This is a genomic window from Arsukibacterium sp. UBA3155, from assembly GCA_002364615.1.
In the GTDB taxonomy this organism is placed as follows: domain Bacteria; phylum Pseudomonadota; class Gammaproteobacteria; order Enterobacterales; family Alteromonadaceae; genus Alishewanella.
Genome location: DEYP01000022.1, coordinates 44,787 through 61,315, shown reverse-complemented (window position 1 = coordinate 61,315; position 16,529 = coordinate 44,787). Strand labels below are relative to the sequence as shown.

Here is a 16,529-nt window from a genome sequence, read left to right as displayed (position 1 = left end):
CAGAGTATTTTATGAAAAACATGTCAATAGTAATGAAAATCTGGCTGGTTATTGGCCTGGCGGTAATTGCATTTTCAACGGTGGTGGCGGTAAGTGTGTTTTTTACCGCTAAAAATAATGCAACCACTCAGAGTATGCGTGATTACATGTATGAAACATCGAAACTGGCGTCGCAGGTTCACTCTGGTTTTAATTCGTTGGATGAGTTTTTTACCCAGGCAGTAACCCTGTCAGATCCTGATCTACTGGCAACGGCGCAGCAACATAGCACCAAGTTGCAGCAGAACCTGAACCGGTTAAAAGTGCTTAACCCAGAGCAGCAGCAGTTTCTGAATAATTTACAGCAAGATGCCGAAAACTACGCCAGTCTGGCGGGGGGGATTGCCCAGCAATTTATCGACGGTAACGTTGATTTTGCGAAAATCCAGGCAAGTGTTGCCACCAAAACTGAGCAATTCGAAAGCTTAAACACGCGTTTTGCTCAGTTCGAACAACAGGCCGATGAACGCTTCTCCCAGGCGATAGAAGATATGTCTGGAAATATGGAGTTAGCGTTAACCGTTATTCTGGCATTGGGTAGCGTGTTGATCATACTCACTGCTGGCCTGGGGCACTTTATTGCCAGCAGGATCAGCAACTCGGCTAAAACGCTGGGGGTATCGCTGTCCGAGCTGGCCAGTGGTAAGGGCAATCTTGCCAGTCGTTTGCCGGTAACCGGCAACGATGAACTTGGTGTAGTGGCTAAGCAATTTAATTTGTTTATTCAAATGTTGCAGACGTCTTTTAATGATTTGGCCAAAACAATAGAACCGTTAAACCGCAGTGCCAAAGATCTGGCTTCAGGTATGAATACCATGGAGAAAATGACGCTGGAGCAGTCTGATAATTCTGAAACCGTTAGCCATAGCATGGCGGAAATGCAGTTATCGGTGCAGGATATCAGTCAGTCGGCCAATGATGCGGCCAGCGGGGCGGGTAAAGCAAACGAACTGGCTAAGCTGGGTCTGGATAAAACCAGCCATGCTGTAAAATATTCTCAGGGGTTGTCAGATGAAATAAAGCATGCGCAGGATGTTATTACTGAGCTGGCTGAAAAAACCAAAAACGTCACTGAGATTTTAAAAAGCATTAACGATATTGCAGATCAAACCAATTTACTGGCATTGAATGCTGCCATCGAAGCGGCCAGAGCCGGTGAGCATGGCAGAGGTTTTTCGGTTGTGGCAGATGAGGTGCGCAATTTATCCTCAAAGACTGCCAAATCCGTTACCATGGTACAGGAAGTGCTGCGGCAGCTTAACGATAATGTCAGTGGCGCGGTCAGTATTATGAGCCAGGCAGTAAGTAACGCTGAACACTCTGCCAGTCTGGCGGCCGATGCCGGTTCGTCAATTGAGCAAATTAATCAGGAAGTTCAGCAAATCAGTATGTTAAATGCACAAATCGCTGCTGCAACCGAAGAGCAAACGATGGTAGCCGAGCAAATCGCCAGTAATACCGCTAAAATGATAGGATCCTTTGCTCAAACCAAGAGCCTGCAATTAAGTGTGCATGGTATATCCGATGATTTGCGGGTACTTTCCGAGTCATTAGTTACCGTTAGCTCGAAATTTGAGACCTGATTTTAACGCAACCCAGGTTGCAGTGAGGAAGTACAATGAGTTCATTAATGAGTTCGGTAGACCAGAGAACCAATATCGTAGGTCAAAACCGTCTGGAATTATTGATTTTCAGGTTAACTGGCCAGCAACCTTACGGTATTAACGTATTTAAGGTTAGGGAAGTTATCCAGTGTCCACAGTTGACCGATATGCCCGGCGCAAACCCGCATGTCAGAGGTATTGCGCATTTGCGCGGGATACCTGTAACGGTTATCGATTTAAGTAAGGCAACCGGCGGTAAAGCCATAGACGATTTAAGTAAAGCTTATATTCTGGTAACCGAATATAACCGGGCTACGCAGGGGTTTCTGGTTGGTGGTATTGATCGCATTGTTAATATTAACTGGGAGCAAATTATGCCACCGCCGAAAGGCGCAGGGCGCAATCATTACCTGACGGCAGTCACTCAGCTGGACGATAAACTGATTCAGATCCTGGATGTTGAAAAGGTATTTGCTGAGATCTCTCCGCCTGATGAGGAAGTAAGCGAAAATATTAAACAGCGTAAATCAGAGCGTGATTTGTCTAAGCTAACCGTGCTGGTAGCCGATGACTCTGCGGTGGCGCGCAATCAGGTGAAGCGGGCGTTAAGTTCCATTGGTATTAATGTTGAGCTGGTTAATGATGGTCGTCTGGCGCTTAATTGGTTGCTGGCGAAATCTGAAGAGTTGGGCGGCGATATATCAGAGCAGGTACCCCTACTTATTTCGGATATTGAAATGCCGGAGATGGATGGCTATACCCTGACTGCGGAAGTGAAAGCGCATGAGCACCTGAAAAATGTGCATATTGTGTTGCATTCATCTTTAAGCGGGGTATTTAACGAAGCCATGGTGAAAAAAGTCGGGGCTGATCAGTTTATTGCTAAGTTTCACCCGGATGAACTGGCCTCAGCGGTACAGCATTGGATGGCGATTGACTAAGTGATTGCAGTTTTTCAGCGCTGTCTGTATATCGATTGCTGTTGAATTTTTAAGTCAAGCGCATATACTAACGCAATAGTATGTTGTCCTAACCTTCAGGAGACGTCAGATGAAATTCGATTTAAGAGAAGAAGATCACGGTACCCTCGGTTGATAAACCAATGACCAACAAAGCCCTGCATGATGCAGGGTTTTTAATTACATGGACAGAGTAAATGTATAGCTTCTTTCTTAATCATCCCAATTTCTTCGCCGTAATACTTGGTGTTGTAGTGGCAATCATCGGTATTGCGAAGCAACGACAAACTGCAAGAGACAAAAATACATTGGATTTTGAATCTGCTTTAGAGGATAGATCAGATTACACAGCGGCTTGGGCAATAGTAACCCGGATTGTTGACAACAGACTGTCTGTACCTGTGCAGCGATGGGCAAGCAAAAGTCACTTTAATACAGCTGAAGCTCAAGCACTTAGACACATCTTAAATCGTTGGGAAAGGGCCAGTAATGGTATAGAGCGAAAGGTTTACAATGATGAAGCGCTGTATGAAATTTATGGCAGCCATATCATAAGTATTTACGTTTATTTGACGCCTTATATTAACGAAATCAGAGTATTAAGATTGCCGAAAGCTTATGAGAAGTTTGAACGTTTAGCCATTAACTGGCAGGTGAGACGAGCCAAAGAAAAACGTTAATATACTGACGAAATTGAAGTAAGAGGCTGTAAGTCGATAGTTCTCACAGCCTCTTTTGCGTTATCTATGCCGCTGCTGCAGTACCTTTATCACATCATTTAGCTCTAACTTTTGGCTGCGCAGCAATACCAGCAGGTGGAAGATAAGATCAGCGGCTTCATTGGCCAATTCTTCTGTGTCACCGGCCATTGCCGCTAATGCTGATTCAACACCTTCTTCTCCGACTTTTTGTGCAATGCGCTTTACGCCTTTGGCAAACAAACTGGCGGTATAGCTGCTGGCCGGATCGCTGCCTTCACGTGATTTTATAACTTGTTCTAAGTCGTGTAAGAATGCCAGCTGCGGGCTATTGGCGCTGTTATCATGCCAGCAGGTTTCAGTGCCGACATGGCAGGTAGGCCCCTGGGGCAGAGCCAGCACCAAAATGCTATCGCTATCGCAGTCACTGGCAATGCTAACCAGTTGCAACGTATTGCCGGAGCTTTCGCCTTTGGTCCACAGCCGCTGCTTGCTGCGACTGTAAAACGTGACCTGGCCACTCTGGAATGTGTGTTCAAGTGCTGCCGGGCTCATATACCCCTGCATCAGCACTTTACCGGAAATGGCGTGCTGCACTATTGCCGGTAATAACTGGTTATCGGGCCAGCTTAGGGCTTTAATTTGTTCTTTGTTCATAAGTAACCTTAGAAATTATCGTCTTCGCTTGAAGTCGGCTCTGAGGTTTAGCTGCACACAGAGACGCCGTAAATACCTCCCTGTAGGCTCCTCTGTGGCATCCTTGCCACAGACGCTCTGTTTAGCAGCTAATCCTCGTCGCTTGCGACATATGCGTGACAGTTGGCACAAACAAAGCAAGCGCGGATATACTTTTTGCTATGACCGTTGAAGCCCTGGACGGGCGGAAACGAGCCCCCATGGATGGGTTTACGGCGTGTCACAGCAAAAATGTACGCAGCGATTGCGTGTTCAAAGCTCCGTTTCCGCTTTTACGGCCGAATACTGATACCATCAGCTATCAGTTTCGCTTTAAGCGCCGCTATCTCAATAATTGCTTTGTGAAACACACTGGCGGCCAAAGCGCCATCTACATCGGCTTTTTCAAACACGTCACTAAAATGCTGCATGGTACCTGCACCGCCACTGGCGATTAATGGCACTTTACAGATATCACGAATGCTTTTCAGCTGGGCAATATCATAACCCTGACGCACGCCATCCTGATTCATGCAGTTAAGCACGATTTCGCCGGCACCGCGTTGCTGCACTTCCTCTACCCAGTCGCGGGTAAGCCAGCGGGTTTTCTGGGTGCGGCTTTCATCACCGGTAAACTGGTACACCTGATACTGGCCCGAGGCGACATCAAAAAAGCTGTCTATCCCCACCACAATACATTGCTGGCCAAAAATATGATTAAGCTCGCTAATCAATTCCGGCCGGGCCAGGGCGGGGCTATTTACTGAAATTTTATCCGCGCCCATTTCCAGGATCTTGCCGGCATCAAGCACACTTTTAATGCCGCCTGCCACACAAAATGGAATATCGATAACCTCGGCAATGCGCCTGACCCAGCTTTTATCCACTACTCTGCCATCGCTGGAAGCAGTGATGTCATAAAAAACCAGCTCATCGGCACCGGCTTCGGCATAACGCTGGGCTAAAGGCACAATGTCACCAATAATTTCGTGGTTACGAAATTGCACACCTTTTACTACTTTGCCATCACGAACATCTAAACAGGGTATTAACCGTTTTGCCAGCATGCAATGGCCTCCTTCAGGCTGAACTTACCTTCGAGGAGTGAGCGGCCCAGAATGACGCCGGCCACACCACTGCCAATTAATGCTTTGATATCATTCAAAGAACCTATACCGCCGGACGCCTGCCACTGTATTTGTGGGTAATGTGCAGTCAGTTCGCGGTAAAGCGCGACATTCGAGCCGCTTAGCGTGCCATCGCGGCTGATATCGGTACACAGCACATGTTTGGCACCTGCCGCTATATACTGATCCAGCACGTGTTCTAAGGTGATCGACGATTGCTCAATCCAGCCATGGGAAGGCAGGGTTTTCTCGCCTTTATCGTTAATGGCGACATCCAGCGCCAGCACAATATGCTCGCCACCGTACTTACGGATCCAGCTTTGTACCAGCTCTGGCTGACGAATAGCCAGGCTGCCAATTACCACCCGGCCTGCGCCAGCATCAAGTAAATCAATAACATCCTGCTCGCTACGTACGCCTCCACCTACCTGAATATGCAAAGGCGAGGCCGTCATGAGCTCGGTTAGCAGCGCCAACTGTCGCTTGCTGGCATCTTTAGCTCCGGATAAATCAACGATATGCAACCAGTCACTGCCATCTTGTGCATAGTTATTACGTAACGTCAGCGGGCTGAACTGGTATTCTGTGGTACTGTCATAGCGACCCTGATATAGCCGTACTACGGTACCGTCAATTAAATCTATTGCCGGGATAATCACAACTGCCACTCCAGAAAGTTTTGTAATAAGCGCGCGCCGGTTTTACCGGAACGTTCCGGGTGAAACTGGGCGCCTGCCACGTTATCTTTGCCAATTACTGCAGCAAAATCACTGCCGTAGTGGCACTGTGCCAGTGAATAGGCACTGGGGGCAGCGGCAAAGCTGTGCACAAAGTACATATAATCGCTGCTGCTAAAGCCCTTTAGTATCGGGTGGTTGCTGATACTGTGTAAAGTATTCCAACCCATATGTGGCAGGCGTAAGCCAGCACTTTGCATCGGTAAAACGGCACCGGGGATCAGATTAAGACAGGGCACATCCCCTTCCATGCTGTGGCTTGTCAGCATTTGCATTCCCAGGCAAATACCCAGTAGCGGCTGCTGCAAGCCCTGCAAGGTAGCAATCAGTTCGCCATGCTGCAGCTGGGCCATCGCATTGTGGGCCGTGCCAACGCCGGGTAACACCACTTTGTCGGCCGCTTTAATGACGGCTGCCTCATGGCTGATAGTGGCATCAACGCCTAAGCGTTTAAACGCAAAATACACTGAGCTGATATTGGCGCAGCCGGTATCAACAATAACCAGTTGCATTACAGCACTCCCTTAGAGCTTGGCAGCGCTTCGCCAGAGACGGTAATAGCCTGGCGTAACGCCCGGCCAAAGGCTTTAAACAGACCTTCGACCATATGGTGCTTATTGCCGTCAGAAACCGATAAGTGCAGGCTGATTAACATGGCATCGCTGATGGAGCGGAAAAAATGCGGCACCATTTCCAGGTTCAGACCGCCAACACTACCTTCGCCTAACTCAGCATCGAATTTAAACAATGGCCGGCCGGATAAATCGAGGATACATTCAGCCCGGCATTCGTCCATTGGCAGCACAAAACCGAAGCGGTTAATGCCACGCTTATTGCCCAGTGCTTGTTTTAACGCTTGTCCCAGCGCCAGTGCGGTATCTTCAACACTGTGGTGGTCATCAATGTGTAAGTCGCCTTCTACCCTTACCTGCAGCGAAAAACCACCATGGGTGGCAATCTGCTCCAGCATGTGATCAAAAAAGCCAACGCCGGTATTAAAACTGTTGTTGCCGCTGCTATCTAAATCGACGCTGATTTCAATATCGGTCTCGCGGGTAGTGCGGCGCACACTGGCCTGTCGCCCGCGGCTTAACAAGCGCTTGGTGATCTCTGACCAACCCAGGGTTTGCCTGTTGTACTGAAATGACGGCAAGCCCATATTGTCTGCCAGTTGCACATCGGTCAGGCGGTCGCCAATCACGTAAGAATTGGTAAAGTCGATTTTGCCCTGCTGCAGGTAATCCTTAACCAATCCGAGCTTCGGCTTACGGCAGCTGCAGTTGTCTTGTTCAAAGTGCGGACAAATCAGCACATCATCAAAAACAATGCCTTGAGAAGTGAGCAACTGCATCATTTTGTTGTGCGGCGCATCAAAGGTGTCCCGCGGAAAACTGGCAGTGCCCAGACCGTCCTGATTGGTCACCATAACCAGTCGGTAACCCGCGGCTTGCAGTTTTAGCAGTGCTGGCACCAGATCAGGCTCATACGCGAGCTTCTCCAGGCTATCAAGTTGCTTGTCTACTGGTGGCTCTTCCACCATGGTGCCATCGCGGTCAATAAATAATATAGGTTGGCCACTCATGCATGTTCTCTCTTTGTTTGCTGATAGGTTAAAAAATACTGCTGCAGCGCCGTTGCCAGGCGCTGCATTTCATCGGCGCTGCCGATAGACACCCTTACCACCTGAGTTAATCCCAGTTGGCTGGATTGATTGCGGATCAGAATATCGGCATTGATCAGCGCGCTGACACAGTCTGCAGCATCTGCCACTTGTAACAATACATAGTTGGCGTTACTGGGCCAGACTCTTTGTACCCCGGGCAGGGAGCCGGCCAGCTTAATAAAGTCGCTTCGCAGCGCATTTATTGTCGTCACACTTTGTTGCATCTGGGCAATGCCTGGTACCGACAGAGCCTGAGCCGCAATTTGCGCCACTGGCTCAGCAATCGGGTAGGGGGCTATCATTTTTTTCAGCGCATTAATCACCTCAGGGCTGGCCAGAGTGAAGCCACAGCGCAGCCCGGCCAGCCCAAACGCTTTAGACAGGGTGCGCAGTATCACTAAATGCGAATAGCGGCTTAATAGCGGTACCACCGAGGCTTCTGGGGCAAATTCAATGTAAGCCTCATCTACTACGACCAGGGCCTTACCTTTAAAGTGCTCCAGCACGGCAACAATTTGATCGCGCGGGATTAAATCGCCGGTCGGGTTATTCGGGCTGCAAATAAACACCAGTTTGGGACTGGTGGCGAAAATGCCATCCAGATCCAGTTTTTCACTGTTTAGTAGTAATACCTTGTTTATCGCAGTCTGGTTACTTTGGGCACTTATGGCATACATGCCATAAGTTGGCGGACAAATGGTAATGCTGTCACTATTGGGTTCGCAAAAGCTGCGGATCAAAAGCTCAATACCTTCATCGGCACCGCGGCTCACCAGCACCTGTTCGGGAGCTACACCCGCATAAGCGGCGTAAGCATTGATAACGGCTTTAGGCTGACACGACGGATACCGGTTAAAGGTGCCGTCAAGCTGATACGCCGGTGCCAGTGCGTTTTCATTGGCGTTCAGCCATACCGCGCCACCACTCATACTGCTGCGCGCAGAGGCATAGGGCACCAAATCTTTGACCAGTTGCCTGGCCAGGGTATTTACTGCAGCACCAGTTTGCTCTGTCATACCGTCTCTCCATCCATTGTAATGTTTTGTGCTGCTGTTTCATCAAGTAATGCCAGGCGCAGCCTTACCGCATTGGCATGGGCTTGCAAACTTTCTGCTTCGGCCAAAGTGACAATAGCCGGGCCAATGTTGCGCATACCAGTGGCCGATAGCTTCTGAACAGTGTAACGACGGTAAAAGTCAGTTAATGACAAGCTCGATACGGTTTTACTGTAACCATAGGTTGGCAGCACGTGGTTGGTACCGCTGGCATAATCGCCAGCCGACTCCGGTGTCCACTGGCCGACAAAGATACTGGCGGCACTGTCAAATTGATCGATTAGCGCATCGTCATTGGCCGTTTGCACAATTAAGTGCTCTGGCGCATAGGCATTAGTAACGGCTACAGCCTGGTCCAAATCTGCGGTTAAAATATAACGGCTGTGACTTAGCGCGGCTGCGGCAATGTCTTTACGCGGTAACTGCGCCAGTTGCGACGCAACTTCAGTCTGAACTGCTTCAATAAGCGCCAGGCTATCGCTGACTAAGATCACCTGTGAGTCAGGGCCATGTTCGGCCTGAGAGAGTAAATCGGCCGCCACGAAAGCAGGGTTAGCAGTATTGTCAGCCAGTACCAACACCTCTGAGGGGCCGGCTGGCATATCAATCATGGCGCCTCTGACATCCTGGCTTACTTGCTGCTTTGCCTCGGTAACATAGCGATTGCCCGGACCAAATATTTTATCTACCTTGGCGATGGTTTCAGTACCATAAGCCAGGGCGGCGATAGCCTGTGCACCACCAATGGTATAAATTTCAGTGATACCACATAGCTCCGCCGCATATAATATTTCCGGTGCAATATCATCAGCGGCCGGTTTGCCCGGGGGCGTTACCAGTACCGGTCGCGGACATCCCGCCAGTTGCGCCGGCACCCCCAGCATTAATACGGTAGAGGGCAGGGGGGCACTGCCACCCGGAATATACAGGCCAACCGCACCGATGGCGCGGCTTTTTAACTGGCACTGCACACCGCTGCTGGTTTCGACACTGATATCCCGTGGTAACTGTGCGGCGTGAAACTTACGAATATTATCGTAAGCCAGTTCGATGGCCGCTTTGCGCGCGGGCAATAAGGTCGCCAGCACAGATTGTTTTTTACTGTCACTTAAACGCAGTGCATTATGGTTTAAACCATCAAATTGCTTACTGTAGGCCCTAAGCGCATTATCACCTTGTTGTTTTACTGTGTTAATAATGGCATTCACCTGCTCAGCTAAACCCGCCGAGCCGGCCAAATCTGGGCGGGCCAGGGCTTTTTGCTGCGCTTTGACCGATAACTCAGACCATTTAATCAGCTTTGCCGGGGTCGTCGCCATAGTAGTCGCCATAGTGGTCGGCATGATTACTCCATCATTTTTTCAATCGGTAGCACTAAAATAGAGCTGGCGCCAAGCGCTTTTAACTGCTCCATGGTTTCCCAAAACAGGGTTTCACTACTTACCACGTGAATCGCTACCATACTGTCGTTGCCTGCCAGTGGCAGCATGGTCGGATTCTCTGCACCCGGCAACAAGGCAATCACTTCATCAAGCTTAGCGCGGGGCGCGTGCAGCATAATGTATTTGCTTTCATTGGCTTGCATTACGCCATTAATGCGCGGCATTAACTTGTCTATCAGTTTCAGCTGTTTGCTGTCGGTTAATGCTTTGCGCTGGATCAAAACGGCCTTGCTGCGGTAAATGACATCCACTTCTTTTAAACCGTTAGCTTCAAGCGTGGCACCGGTGGACACTAAATCACAGATTGCGTCAGCTAAACCGGCACGTGGGGCCACTTCCACTGAGCCTTTTAAATTAACGACCCGCGCCTGAACACCTTGCTGCTTTAAATAGCGACCCAGTAATCTTGGGTAGGTCGTGGCAATGGTTTTACCATTGAGTGACGCAGGGCCCTGATACTCATCTTCCTGAGGTATAGCGATTGACAGACGGCAGCCACCAAAATCCAGTCGCTTTAATACGGTGTAATCGAAGCTGTCATTATCCAGCTGTCGTTGCAGCGATTCTTCTTCCAGCACGTTTTCGCCAACAATGCCTAAATCACATACTCCGTCCATCACCAGGCCAGGGATGTCGTCATCACGAACCCGCAGAATATCAATGTCCATATTCTCAACATGGGCAATCAGGCGCTGCTCGCGCAGATTTATTTTTAAGCCGCAGCTGGTAAATAAGGCCTGCGAGTCAACCGATAAACGACCAGATTTCTGCATAGCGATACGTAAACGTTTACTTTCTGTTGCCGGACTCATAGTGGTCTCCGTGACGATAACTAAAAAATGAATACAATAATAAACAAAAACCCCGGGCCTGGGCTCGGGGTTTTTGTTACGTTACCACCGGAGCGCCAGACCTCTGCCCTCCGAAATTTCGGACGGCTAGTACCTGTGATGATGGTGCAGCGCGGTAACTATTAGCATTTTTGTCATTCTTGCGAATTAAGATGTTATACAAGTTACCCGTATGGCGGAAAAAGCGCAAGGGCACTTAGGAAAACACACACGATAGCAATATTCGCTAAGCTCATGAAATTAATCAATAATAAATATTATGGCGCAAAGGTAAATTGATTTATTTTTTCATTCCTTCGGCATGGTGTGAATTTTGTGGTTAAAATGCGGTCAACTTGTATAGTCAATGCGTTAATGATTTAAGATATCCGCAGTCAGGCCGATATCTTAAATAACACCAGAGTAACTGGGGCTTTTCATCAGAGGATAGCTATGGATGCTTTTATGCCATTTATACCACGTGTGCCGGGGACGCCGGTCGATCCTGATCCCAGACAGGTGGTTCCGGTATTTAAAGAAGCCAGGTTGAGTCCGTTAAAACAACACGAACAGAAGTTTTTGATCCTGCGCCGCCCGCCGCCACGCCGCGGCAATCTCGATCAGCACTATCCTGAACCTCCCTATACCACACCGGAAGAAGAACAGCATGTTGATAAAGATGGTCATCTGGATATTTTTGTCTGATTTTTTCTGTTGAAAAAGGCATAATAGCGCTCTTTTAACGTGCAGGCGCCACTGTGACTATTTTGAATTCCAGTATCTACCCGCGAAAAGATGTAACCGCGTTACTATGACGACTGCACTGGCCAGACAGGTACTGGCAGCGTTTGCGGTAAAAGGCAAACTTGCCAGCAATATCAGTGGTTTTAATCCGCGTGCGGCCCAATTGCAGATGGCCGAAGCGGTTGCCGGGGCCATTAGCGCAAATACCGCGCTGGTGGTGGAAGCAGGTACCGGCACCGGCAAAACCTATGCTTATCTGGTACCGGCATTACTTGCCGGCAAAAAGGTTATTCTCTCTACCGGTACTAAAAACCTGCAAGAGCAACTGTTTTTACGTGACTTGCCCAAAGTACAGCAAGCGCTGGCCAGCCCTATCCATACTGCGTTGTTAAAGGGCCGGGCGAATTATCTTTGCCTGTTTCGCTTAGAGCAGCATTACAATCACGTGCCGGTGCAGGATGATCAATTGATCCAGGATTTAAGCTTGATCAAAAAATGGTCTGCCGAAACCCAGTCGGGTGATATTGGCGAGCTAAGTTATATTGCCGAAGACTCCAAAGCGCTGCCTTACGTTACCAGCACTACCGATAACTGTCTGGGCAAAGACTGCCCGGTTTATGAAGATTGTCATTTACTAAAAGCCCGTAAAAATGCGCAGGCTGCTGATTTGGTAGTGGTTAACCACCATTTATTCTTTGCTGATCTGGCATTAAAAGACACAGGCTTCGGTGAGTTGCTGCCAGAAATGGATGTCATTATTTTTGATGAAGCGCATCAGCTGCCGGATATTGCCAGTGACTATTTTGGTGAACAGGTTTCCAGTCGCCTGCTGCTGGATTTATGTCGCGATCTGGAGTTGGCGTGTAAATCAGAGTTACGTGATCATCCACAACTGGTAAAAGTGGCGGAAAAACTGGCGAGTTTAGTCCGGGACTGGCGCTTGCTGTTCAGCGCCGAACCTGGTCGTGGTAACTGGCGAGACCTGGCGCAGCAGCCACCGATGCAAACCGCACTAACCCGGGTAAATGACGCGATCGATATGCTGTATCAGGTATTGAAAGGGAGTTTGGGGCGCAGCGATACCGTAGACAGCGTATTTGAGCGTTTGGCGCAGCTGAAAAACCGCTTACTGAAAATGCAGGACTTACAGCAAACCGGCGTTAGCTTGTGGTACGAAACCACGCGGTTGCATGTCAGTTTGCATTTAACTCCGCTAAGTATCGCAGAGCGCTTTAAAGCAATTGTGGCCGCGGGGCAGCGCAGCTGGATTTTTACCTCTGCCACGTTGTCCGTCAATGAAGGTTTCAGCCATTATACCGCCCAGATGGGGCTGGACGATGCGCAAACCTTGCTGCTGGAAAGCCCATTCGATTACGCCAGCCAGGCCATGCTTTGCCTGCCGCGCTATTTACCTGAGCCGCATCAGCAACAAATGGGCCCGGCTTTACTGGAATTGGCGGTGAAGCTGATTAAAGCTAACAACGGCCGCTGTTTTTTCTTATTTACCAGCCATCGGATGTTGCAATGGATGGCATCGGCACTTCCTGAGCACATTCATCAGCCGGTACTGGTGCAGGGCAGCACTGGAAAGCGCTTATTGCTGGAACAGTTTGTGACGCTGGATAATGCCGTACTGCTGGGCACCGGCAGCTTCTGGGAAGGTGTTGACGTCCGGGGGGATACGCTCAGTTGCGTCATTATTGATAAACTGCCATTTGCCTCGCCGGATGACCCATTGTTACAAGCGCGCAGCGAAGATTGCCAGCGTCGAGGCTTAGACCCGTTTAGCACGGTGCAGTTGCCCCAGGCAGTCATTACCTTAAAGCAGGGTGTCGGCCGGCTGATACGTGATGTCACCGACCGCGGTGTATTGGTTATTTGTGATAACCGGCTGGTAACCCGGCCCTATGGCAGTGTATTTTTAAAAAGCTTACCGCCCATGCGCCGCAGTCGCTCACTGGATGACGCTGTTGCATTTTTACAACAAACCAGACAGGAACAATAAGGTGAAGTTACTGGCATTAGATACCTCAACTGAAGCATGTTCAGTGGCGCTGCTACACCAGGACAGGATTATTGCGTTAGACGAAGTGTGTCCGCAGCAACATAGTAAACGGGTTTTGCCAATGATTGACCGCTTACTGGCAGATGCAGGATTGAGTTTAAATGCGCTTGATGGCATTGTTTTTGGCCGTGGTCCCGGCAGTTTTACCGGGGTGCGCATCGGTGTATCGGTGGCACAGGGTCTGGCTTTTGGCGCCGACTTACCGGTTTATGGTGTCTCGACTCTGGCGGCAATGGCTCAGGCTGCGGTGCGGTTATATCAGGCGAAGCAAATTGTTGCAGCTATTGATGCCCGCATGGCAGAGGTGTACCTGGCCAGCTTTAGCCTGGATGCTGACGGTGTGTTACAACAACGAAGCGCAGAACAGGCGGTAAAGCCGCAACAACTGGCGCCACTTGGCCTGACAGGCGAGGTGATTGCGGTAGGTACCGGTTGGCAAACCTATGCCAACGCGTTGCAGCAGGTTCAGCGCGCCCGGATCGTTACTGATATTATGTATCCATCAGCGCAGGATATGCTTACATTAGCCCAGAGCGCTTATGCTCAGGGACAGTTTGTCAGTGCCGAAAATGCCGAACCGGTGTATGTGCGTGATGAGGTGAGCTGGAAAAAGCTGCCAGGCCGATAAAATACTTGGTTAAACCTGCAAACTGGTTATAATTAAGCCAGTTTGCTTACTATGAAGATGTTATGAGCCTGACTGTAAATCAAAGCCTGAATGCTCCCGCTAATGTTGCCAGTGTGTTTGCTGGTACCGAGCAGCGCCGTGCGCCATTGCTGGAAGAAAAGCGCACAATTACCCAACAAGGTGAAGGTGTCAGGGCCAGTCAGCAAGCGATTAACCTGCTCGATAGCGAACAACGTAGCAAGCAAAACAATTTTCAAAATGCGAACTCCAGTCGCGGCCAGCAAGCTGTTGCCGCTTATCAAAGCCAGCAAAATGAGCAGCGCCGCGCCGAAGTTCAGTCATTGCTGGGTGTTGATCTTTACGCCTGAGCCAATCCAGTCGGGCGAAATTGCCGTAAACCCCTTATATTTATCTGTGTAACAGCTGCGATGCAGCGACATTATAAGGATGTATTATGGCTAAAACCTGTCTGATAACCGGTGCCAGTTCTGGCATGGGGAAAACAACTGCACTGCACTATGCCGCTAATGGCTGGCAGGTTTTTGCAGTAGCGCGCTCTGCCGATAAACTCGCTGAACTGGCCAGAAGCAATAGCAACATAAAACCGGTTAGTTTAGATGTGACCGATAGTGTTGCACTTGCAAACTGGACGGCAGGATTACCCTCCGGCCAGAAATTTGATGCGGTAATTCTCAATGCCGGTACCTGTGAATATGTTGACGCGACAGATCTGGATCTGGCCGCATTTGAGCGCACCTTTGCAGTCAATGTTCAGGGCGTGGTGGCTTGCACCCGGTATCTTCTGCCGCTGCTGAATAAAGGAAGCCATCCCACCCTTGCTATAGTCAGTTCCATGTCCCATTTTTTCCCTTTTACCCGCGCTGAAGCTTATGGCGCCAGCAAAGCGGCGGTAGCGTATTTCGCTGAAAGTTTGCGGGTTGACCTGGCCGATACCGATATAAACGTCTGTTTAATAGAACCGGGCTTTATCGACACGCCGCTTACCCGTAAAAATGATTTTGAAATGCCGTTTCTGATGGCTCCGGAAGATGCAGCGAAGCGTATATTTACTGGGATCAACAATAAAAAGGCACGGCTGCGCTTCCCTCGACGGTTAAGTTTTATGTTAAAAACGTTAGATTTATTGCCTTATACTCTGCGCAACAATGTTGCCAGTAAGATGAAACAGCAATGAGTAATGTCAGCACTTCACAAATATCTACCGGCTATTTAAGTCCGCCCAAAGGCATTCACTGGCGTTCAATTGTTGGTTTTGAGCTGGCGTGGCTGGCATTGGTGTATTTTCATAGCTGGGCTATTGTTCCGGCCATCGCTTACGGCCTATATGGTATTTATTGCCTGCCGGCGCGCGCCAGAATTGCCGTGTTGCTTATCGGGCTAACCGGTGTCGTTATTGACACCTTGCTGGTGAGCTTCAATGTTATTTCATTTAGTGGCGCCGCATTATTGCCCGTCTGGTTTATCTTAATTTGGTTTCTGTTTGCACTGGCAGCGGTTGAAACCATGGCGGGGTTTTTGCGCCCATGGTGGTTGGGGTTTTTACTGGGCGCTACCGGGGGGCCGCTTTCTTACCTTGGCGGCGCCGCACTTAGCGGCGGTCTGTTGCAGTTTCCGATGGCGCACTGGTCGTTTGTGGTGCTGGTGTTGGTGTGGGGCTCGCTCGGGGTGGTATTAGGGTATAGCAGGAGGTTTTATGCGCAAGCTACTAATTAGTTTATTGATAATCGGTTTCAGCACGATGGTTATGGCAGCACCAGAGGCGGCAGCAACACCAAAGCTGAAAACAGTAGGTGAGGGCAGTTACCGGTATTTGTTCTGGCAACTTTATGATGCCAGGCTGGCCAGTACCAGCGGTACCTTCAGCGATTACCAGCAAAGCAGGCCGTTGATGCTGGAACTGACGTATAAGCGGGATATCAGTAAAAAAGAGTTTATTGATGCGACAGTAGACCAATGGCAGGAGCTTGGCCATAGCACAGAGCAACAGCAGCAAGCGTGGGCTGCGACTCTGGATGAATTATGGCGTGATGTTACAGAGGGAGACCGGCTGGCAGCACTGTTGACTGAGCAAGGTCTGGTTCGATTTTATTTTAATGACACTGATATCGGGGTGGTAGAGGATGCTGAATTTGCGCCGGCGTTTTTCGATATCTGGCTTCATCCTGACACGACAGCACCAAAATTACGACGCCAGCTTCTGGCCACAGAGTAGACCGGGATGCGGTTGTTAAGCAACTTGCCG

At 49.5% G+C, this 16,529-nt stretch carries 18 protein-coding genes; 10 read left to right on the top strand and 8 right to left on the bottom strand.

Annotation, left to right across the window (positions count from 1 at the left end):
• Nucleotides 1-11 precede the first annotated feature (11 nt).
• The 3 genes from B2X65_RS10295 (at nucleotide 12) to B2X65_RS10285 (ending at nucleotide 3,282) form a co-directional block, all read left to right on the top strand.
• On the top strand, nucleotides 12-1,622 hold the full coding sequence (locus tag B2X65_RS10295) for a methyl-accepting chemotaxis protein (RefSeq protein WP_290612436.1): 1,611 nt from the start codon (nucleotides 12-14) through the stop codon (nucleotides 1,620-1,622).
• Nucleotides 1,623-1,657: 35 nt separating this feature from the next.
• The gene (locus B2X65_RS10290; RefSeq protein WP_290612435.1) at nucleotides 1,658-2,584 is read left to right on the top strand and encodes a chemotaxis protein; all 927 of its coding nucleotides are present in this window, start codon (nucleotides 1,658-1,660) and stop codon (nucleotides 2,582-2,584) included.
• A 215-nt stretch (nucleotides 2,585-2,799) separates the two neighbouring features.
• Complete coding sequence (locus B2X65_RS10285) at nucleotides 2,800-3,282, top strand: DUF4760 domain-containing protein (RefSeq protein ID WP_290612434.1); 483 nt, start codon at nucleotides 2,800-2,802, stop codon at nucleotides 3,280-3,282.
• Between the two features lie 60 nt (nucleotides 3,283-3,342).
• Here the strand turns inward: B2X65_RS10285 and hisIE are convergent, their stop codons facing one another.
• The 8 genes from hisIE to hisG all read right to left on the bottom strand — a co-directional run bounded on the left by hisIE (nucleotide 3,343) and on the right by hisG (nucleotide 10,811).
• On the bottom strand, nucleotides 3,343-3,957 hold the full coding sequence (hisIE, locus tag B2X65_RS10280) for a bifunctional phosphoribosyl-AMP cyclohydrolase/phosphoribosyl-ATP diphosphatase HisIE (RefSeq protein ID WP_290612433.1): 615 nt from the start codon (nucleotides 3,955-3,957) through the stop codon (nucleotides 3,343-3,345).
• 311 nt (nucleotides 3,958-4,268) lie between these two features.
• Complete coding sequence (gene hisF, locus B2X65_RS10275; RefSeq protein WP_290612432.1) at nucleotides 4,269-5,042, bottom strand: imidazole glycerol phosphate synthase subunit HisF; 774 nt, start codon at nucleotides 5,040-5,042, stop codon at nucleotides 4,269-4,271.
• Nucleotides 5,024-5,761, bottom strand: a complete 738-nt coding sequence (gene hisA, locus B2X65_RS10270) for a 1-(5-phosphoribosyl)-5-[(5-phosphoribosylamino)methylideneamino]imidazole-4-carboxamide isomerase (RefSeq protein WP_290612431.1) — start codon at nucleotides 5,759-5,761, stop codon at nucleotides 5,024-5,026. The genes hisF and hisA overlap by 19 nt, the downstream gene beginning before the upstream one ends.
• Nucleotides 5,758-6,351: an imidazole glycerol phosphate synthase subunit HisH gene (hisH, locus tag B2X65_RS10265; RefSeq protein ID WP_290612430.1), complete on the bottom strand. Its 594-nt coding sequence runs from the start codon at nucleotides 6,349-6,351 to the stop codon at nucleotides 5,758-5,760. The genes hisA and hisH overlap by 4 nt, the downstream gene beginning before the upstream one ends.
• Entirely contained in the window at nucleotides 6,351-7,421 is a 1,071-nt protein-coding gene (gene hisB, locus B2X65_RS10260; protein ID WP_290612429.1) for a bifunctional histidinol-phosphatase/imidazoleglycerol-phosphate dehydratase HisB, read from the bottom strand. Before hisB ends, hisH begins: the two co-directional genes overlap by 1 nt.
• Nucleotides 7,418-8,518 carry a histidinol-phosphate transaminase gene (gene hisC / locus B2X65_RS10255; protein WP_290612428.1) on the bottom strand — a complete coding sequence of 367 codons (1,101 nt, stop codon included), beginning with the start codon at nucleotides 8,516-8,518 and terminating at the stop codon, nucleotides 7,418-7,420. Before hisC ends, hisB begins: the two co-directional genes overlap by 4 nt.
• Entirely contained in the window at nucleotides 8,515-9,900 is a 1,386-nt protein-coding gene (hisD, locus tag B2X65_RS10250; protein WP_290612427.1) for a histidinol dehydrogenase, read from the bottom strand. The genes hisC and hisD overlap by 4 nt, the downstream gene beginning before the upstream one ends.
• Nucleotides 9,901-9,902: 2 nt before the next feature.
• Complete coding sequence (gene hisG / locus B2X65_RS10245) at nucleotides 9,903-10,811, bottom strand: ATP phosphoribosyltransferase (RefSeq protein WP_290612426.1); 909 nt, start codon at nucleotides 10,809-10,811, stop codon at nucleotides 9,903-9,905.
• 483 nt (nucleotides 10,812-11,294) lie between these two features.
• Between hisG and B2X65_RS10240 the strand changes: the two genes are divergently transcribed.
• The 7 genes from B2X65_RS10240 to B2X65_RS10210 all read left to right on the top strand — a co-directional run bounded on the left by B2X65_RS10240 (nucleotide 11,295) and on the right by B2X65_RS10210 (nucleotide 16,499).
• Nucleotides 11,295-11,534, top strand: a complete 240-nt coding sequence (locus B2X65_RS10240; protein WP_290612425.1) for a hypothetical protein — start codon at nucleotides 11,295-11,297, stop codon at nucleotides 11,532-11,534.
• 106 nt (nucleotides 11,535-11,640) lie between these two features.
• Nucleotides 11,641-13,578 (top strand): ATP-dependent DNA helicase, encoded by a 1,938-nt coding sequence (locus B2X65_RS10235; RefSeq protein ID WP_290612424.1) that lies wholly within the window; start codon nucleotides 11,641-11,643, stop codon nucleotides 13,576-13,578.
• Nucleotide 13,579: 1 nt separating this feature from the next.
• Entirely contained in the window at nucleotides 13,580-14,266 is a 687-nt protein-coding gene (gene tsaB, locus B2X65_RS10230; RefSeq protein WP_290612423.1) for a tRNA (adenosine(37)-N6)-threonylcarbamoyltransferase complex dimerization subunit type 1 TsaB, read from the top strand.
• A 62-nt stretch (nucleotides 14,267-14,328) separates the two neighbouring features.
• A complete protein-coding gene (locus B2X65_RS10225) occupies nucleotides 14,329-14,634 on the top strand; it encodes a hypothetical protein (protein ID WP_290612422.1) in 306 nt (101 codons plus the stop codon).
• A gap of 86 nt (nucleotides 14,635-14,720) precedes the next feature.
• Nucleotides 14,721-15,461: an SDR family NAD(P)-dependent oxidoreductase gene (locus B2X65_RS10220; RefSeq protein ID WP_290612421.1), complete on the top strand. Its 741-nt coding sequence runs from the start codon at nucleotides 14,721-14,723 to the stop codon at nucleotides 15,459-15,461.
• The gene (locus B2X65_RS10215) at nucleotides 15,458-16,000 is read left to right on the top strand and encodes a DUF2878 domain-containing protein (RefSeq protein WP_290612420.1); all 543 of its coding nucleotides are present in this window, start codon (nucleotides 15,458-15,460) and stop codon (nucleotides 15,998-16,000) included. The genes B2X65_RS10220 and B2X65_RS10215 overlap by 4 nt, the downstream gene beginning before the upstream one ends.
• Nucleotides 15,981-16,499 carry a chalcone isomerase family protein gene (locus tag B2X65_RS10210; RefSeq protein WP_290612419.1) on the top strand — a complete coding sequence of 173 codons (519 nt, stop codon included), beginning with the start codon at nucleotides 15,981-15,983 and terminating at the stop codon, nucleotides 16,497-16,499. The genes B2X65_RS10215 and B2X65_RS10210 overlap by 20 nt, the downstream gene beginning before the upstream one ends.
• Nucleotides 16,500-16,529: the final 30 nt, after the last annotated feature.

Coding starts and splice junctions, on each gene's coding strand:
- B2X65_RS10220 (WP_290612421.1), top strand. CDS start 14,721: ATGGCTAAAACCTGTCTGATAACCGGTGCCAGTTCTGGCATGGGGAAA.
- hisD (WP_290612427.1), bottom strand. CDS start 9,900: ATGCCGACCACTATGGCGACTACTATGGCGACGACCCCGGCAAAGCTG.
- B2X65_RS10285 (WP_290612434.1), top strand. CDS start 2,800: ATGTATAGCTTCTTTCTTAATCATCCCAATTTCTTCGCCGTAATACTT.
- hisF (WP_290612432.1), bottom strand. CDS start 5,042: ATGCTGGCAAAACGGTTAATACCCTGTTTAGATGTTCGTGATGGCAAA.
- B2X65_RS10290 (WP_290612435.1), top strand. CDS start 1,658: ATGAGTTCATTAATGAGTTCGGTAGACCAGAGAACCAATATCGTAGGT.
- B2X65_RS10225 (WP_290612422.1), top strand. CDS start 14,329: ATGAGCCTGACTGTAAATCAAAGCCTGAATGCTCCCGCTAATGTTGCC.
- B2X65_RS10215 (WP_290612420.1), top strand. CDS start 15,458: ATGAGTAATGTCAGCACTTCACAAATATCTACCGGCTATTTAAGTCCG.
- hisG (WP_290612426.1), bottom strand. CDS start 10,811: ATGAGTCCGGCAACAGAAAGTAAACGTTTACGTATCGCTATGCAGAAA.
- B2X65_RS10235 (WP_290612424.1), top strand. CDS start 11,641: ATGACGACTGCACTGGCCAGACAGGTACTGGCAGCGTTTGCGGTAAAA.
- hisC (WP_290612428.1), bottom strand. CDS start 8,518: ATGACAGAGCAAACTGGTGCTGCAGTAAATACCCTGGCCAGGCAACTG.
- B2X65_RS10295 (WP_290612436.1), top strand. CDS start 12: ATGAAAAACATGTCAATAGTAATGAAAATCTGGCTGGTTATTGGCCTG.
- hisIE (WP_290612433.1), bottom strand. CDS start 3,957: ATGAACAAAGAACAAATTAAAGCCCTAAGCTGGCCCGATAACCAGTTA.
- hisB (WP_290612429.1), bottom strand. CDS start 7,421: ATGAGTGGCCAACCTATATTATTTATTGACCGCGATGGCACCATGGTG.
- B2X65_RS10210 (WP_290612419.1), top strand. CDS start 15,981: ATGCGCAAGCTACTAATTAGTTTATTGATAATCGGTTTCAGCACGATG.
- hisH (WP_290612430.1), bottom strand. CDS start 6,351: ATGCAACTGGTTATTGTTGATACCGGCTGCGCCAATATCAGCTCAGTG.
- B2X65_RS10240 (WP_290612425.1), top strand. CDS start 11,295: ATGCCATTTATACCACGTGTGCCGGGGACGCCGGTCGATCCTGATCCC.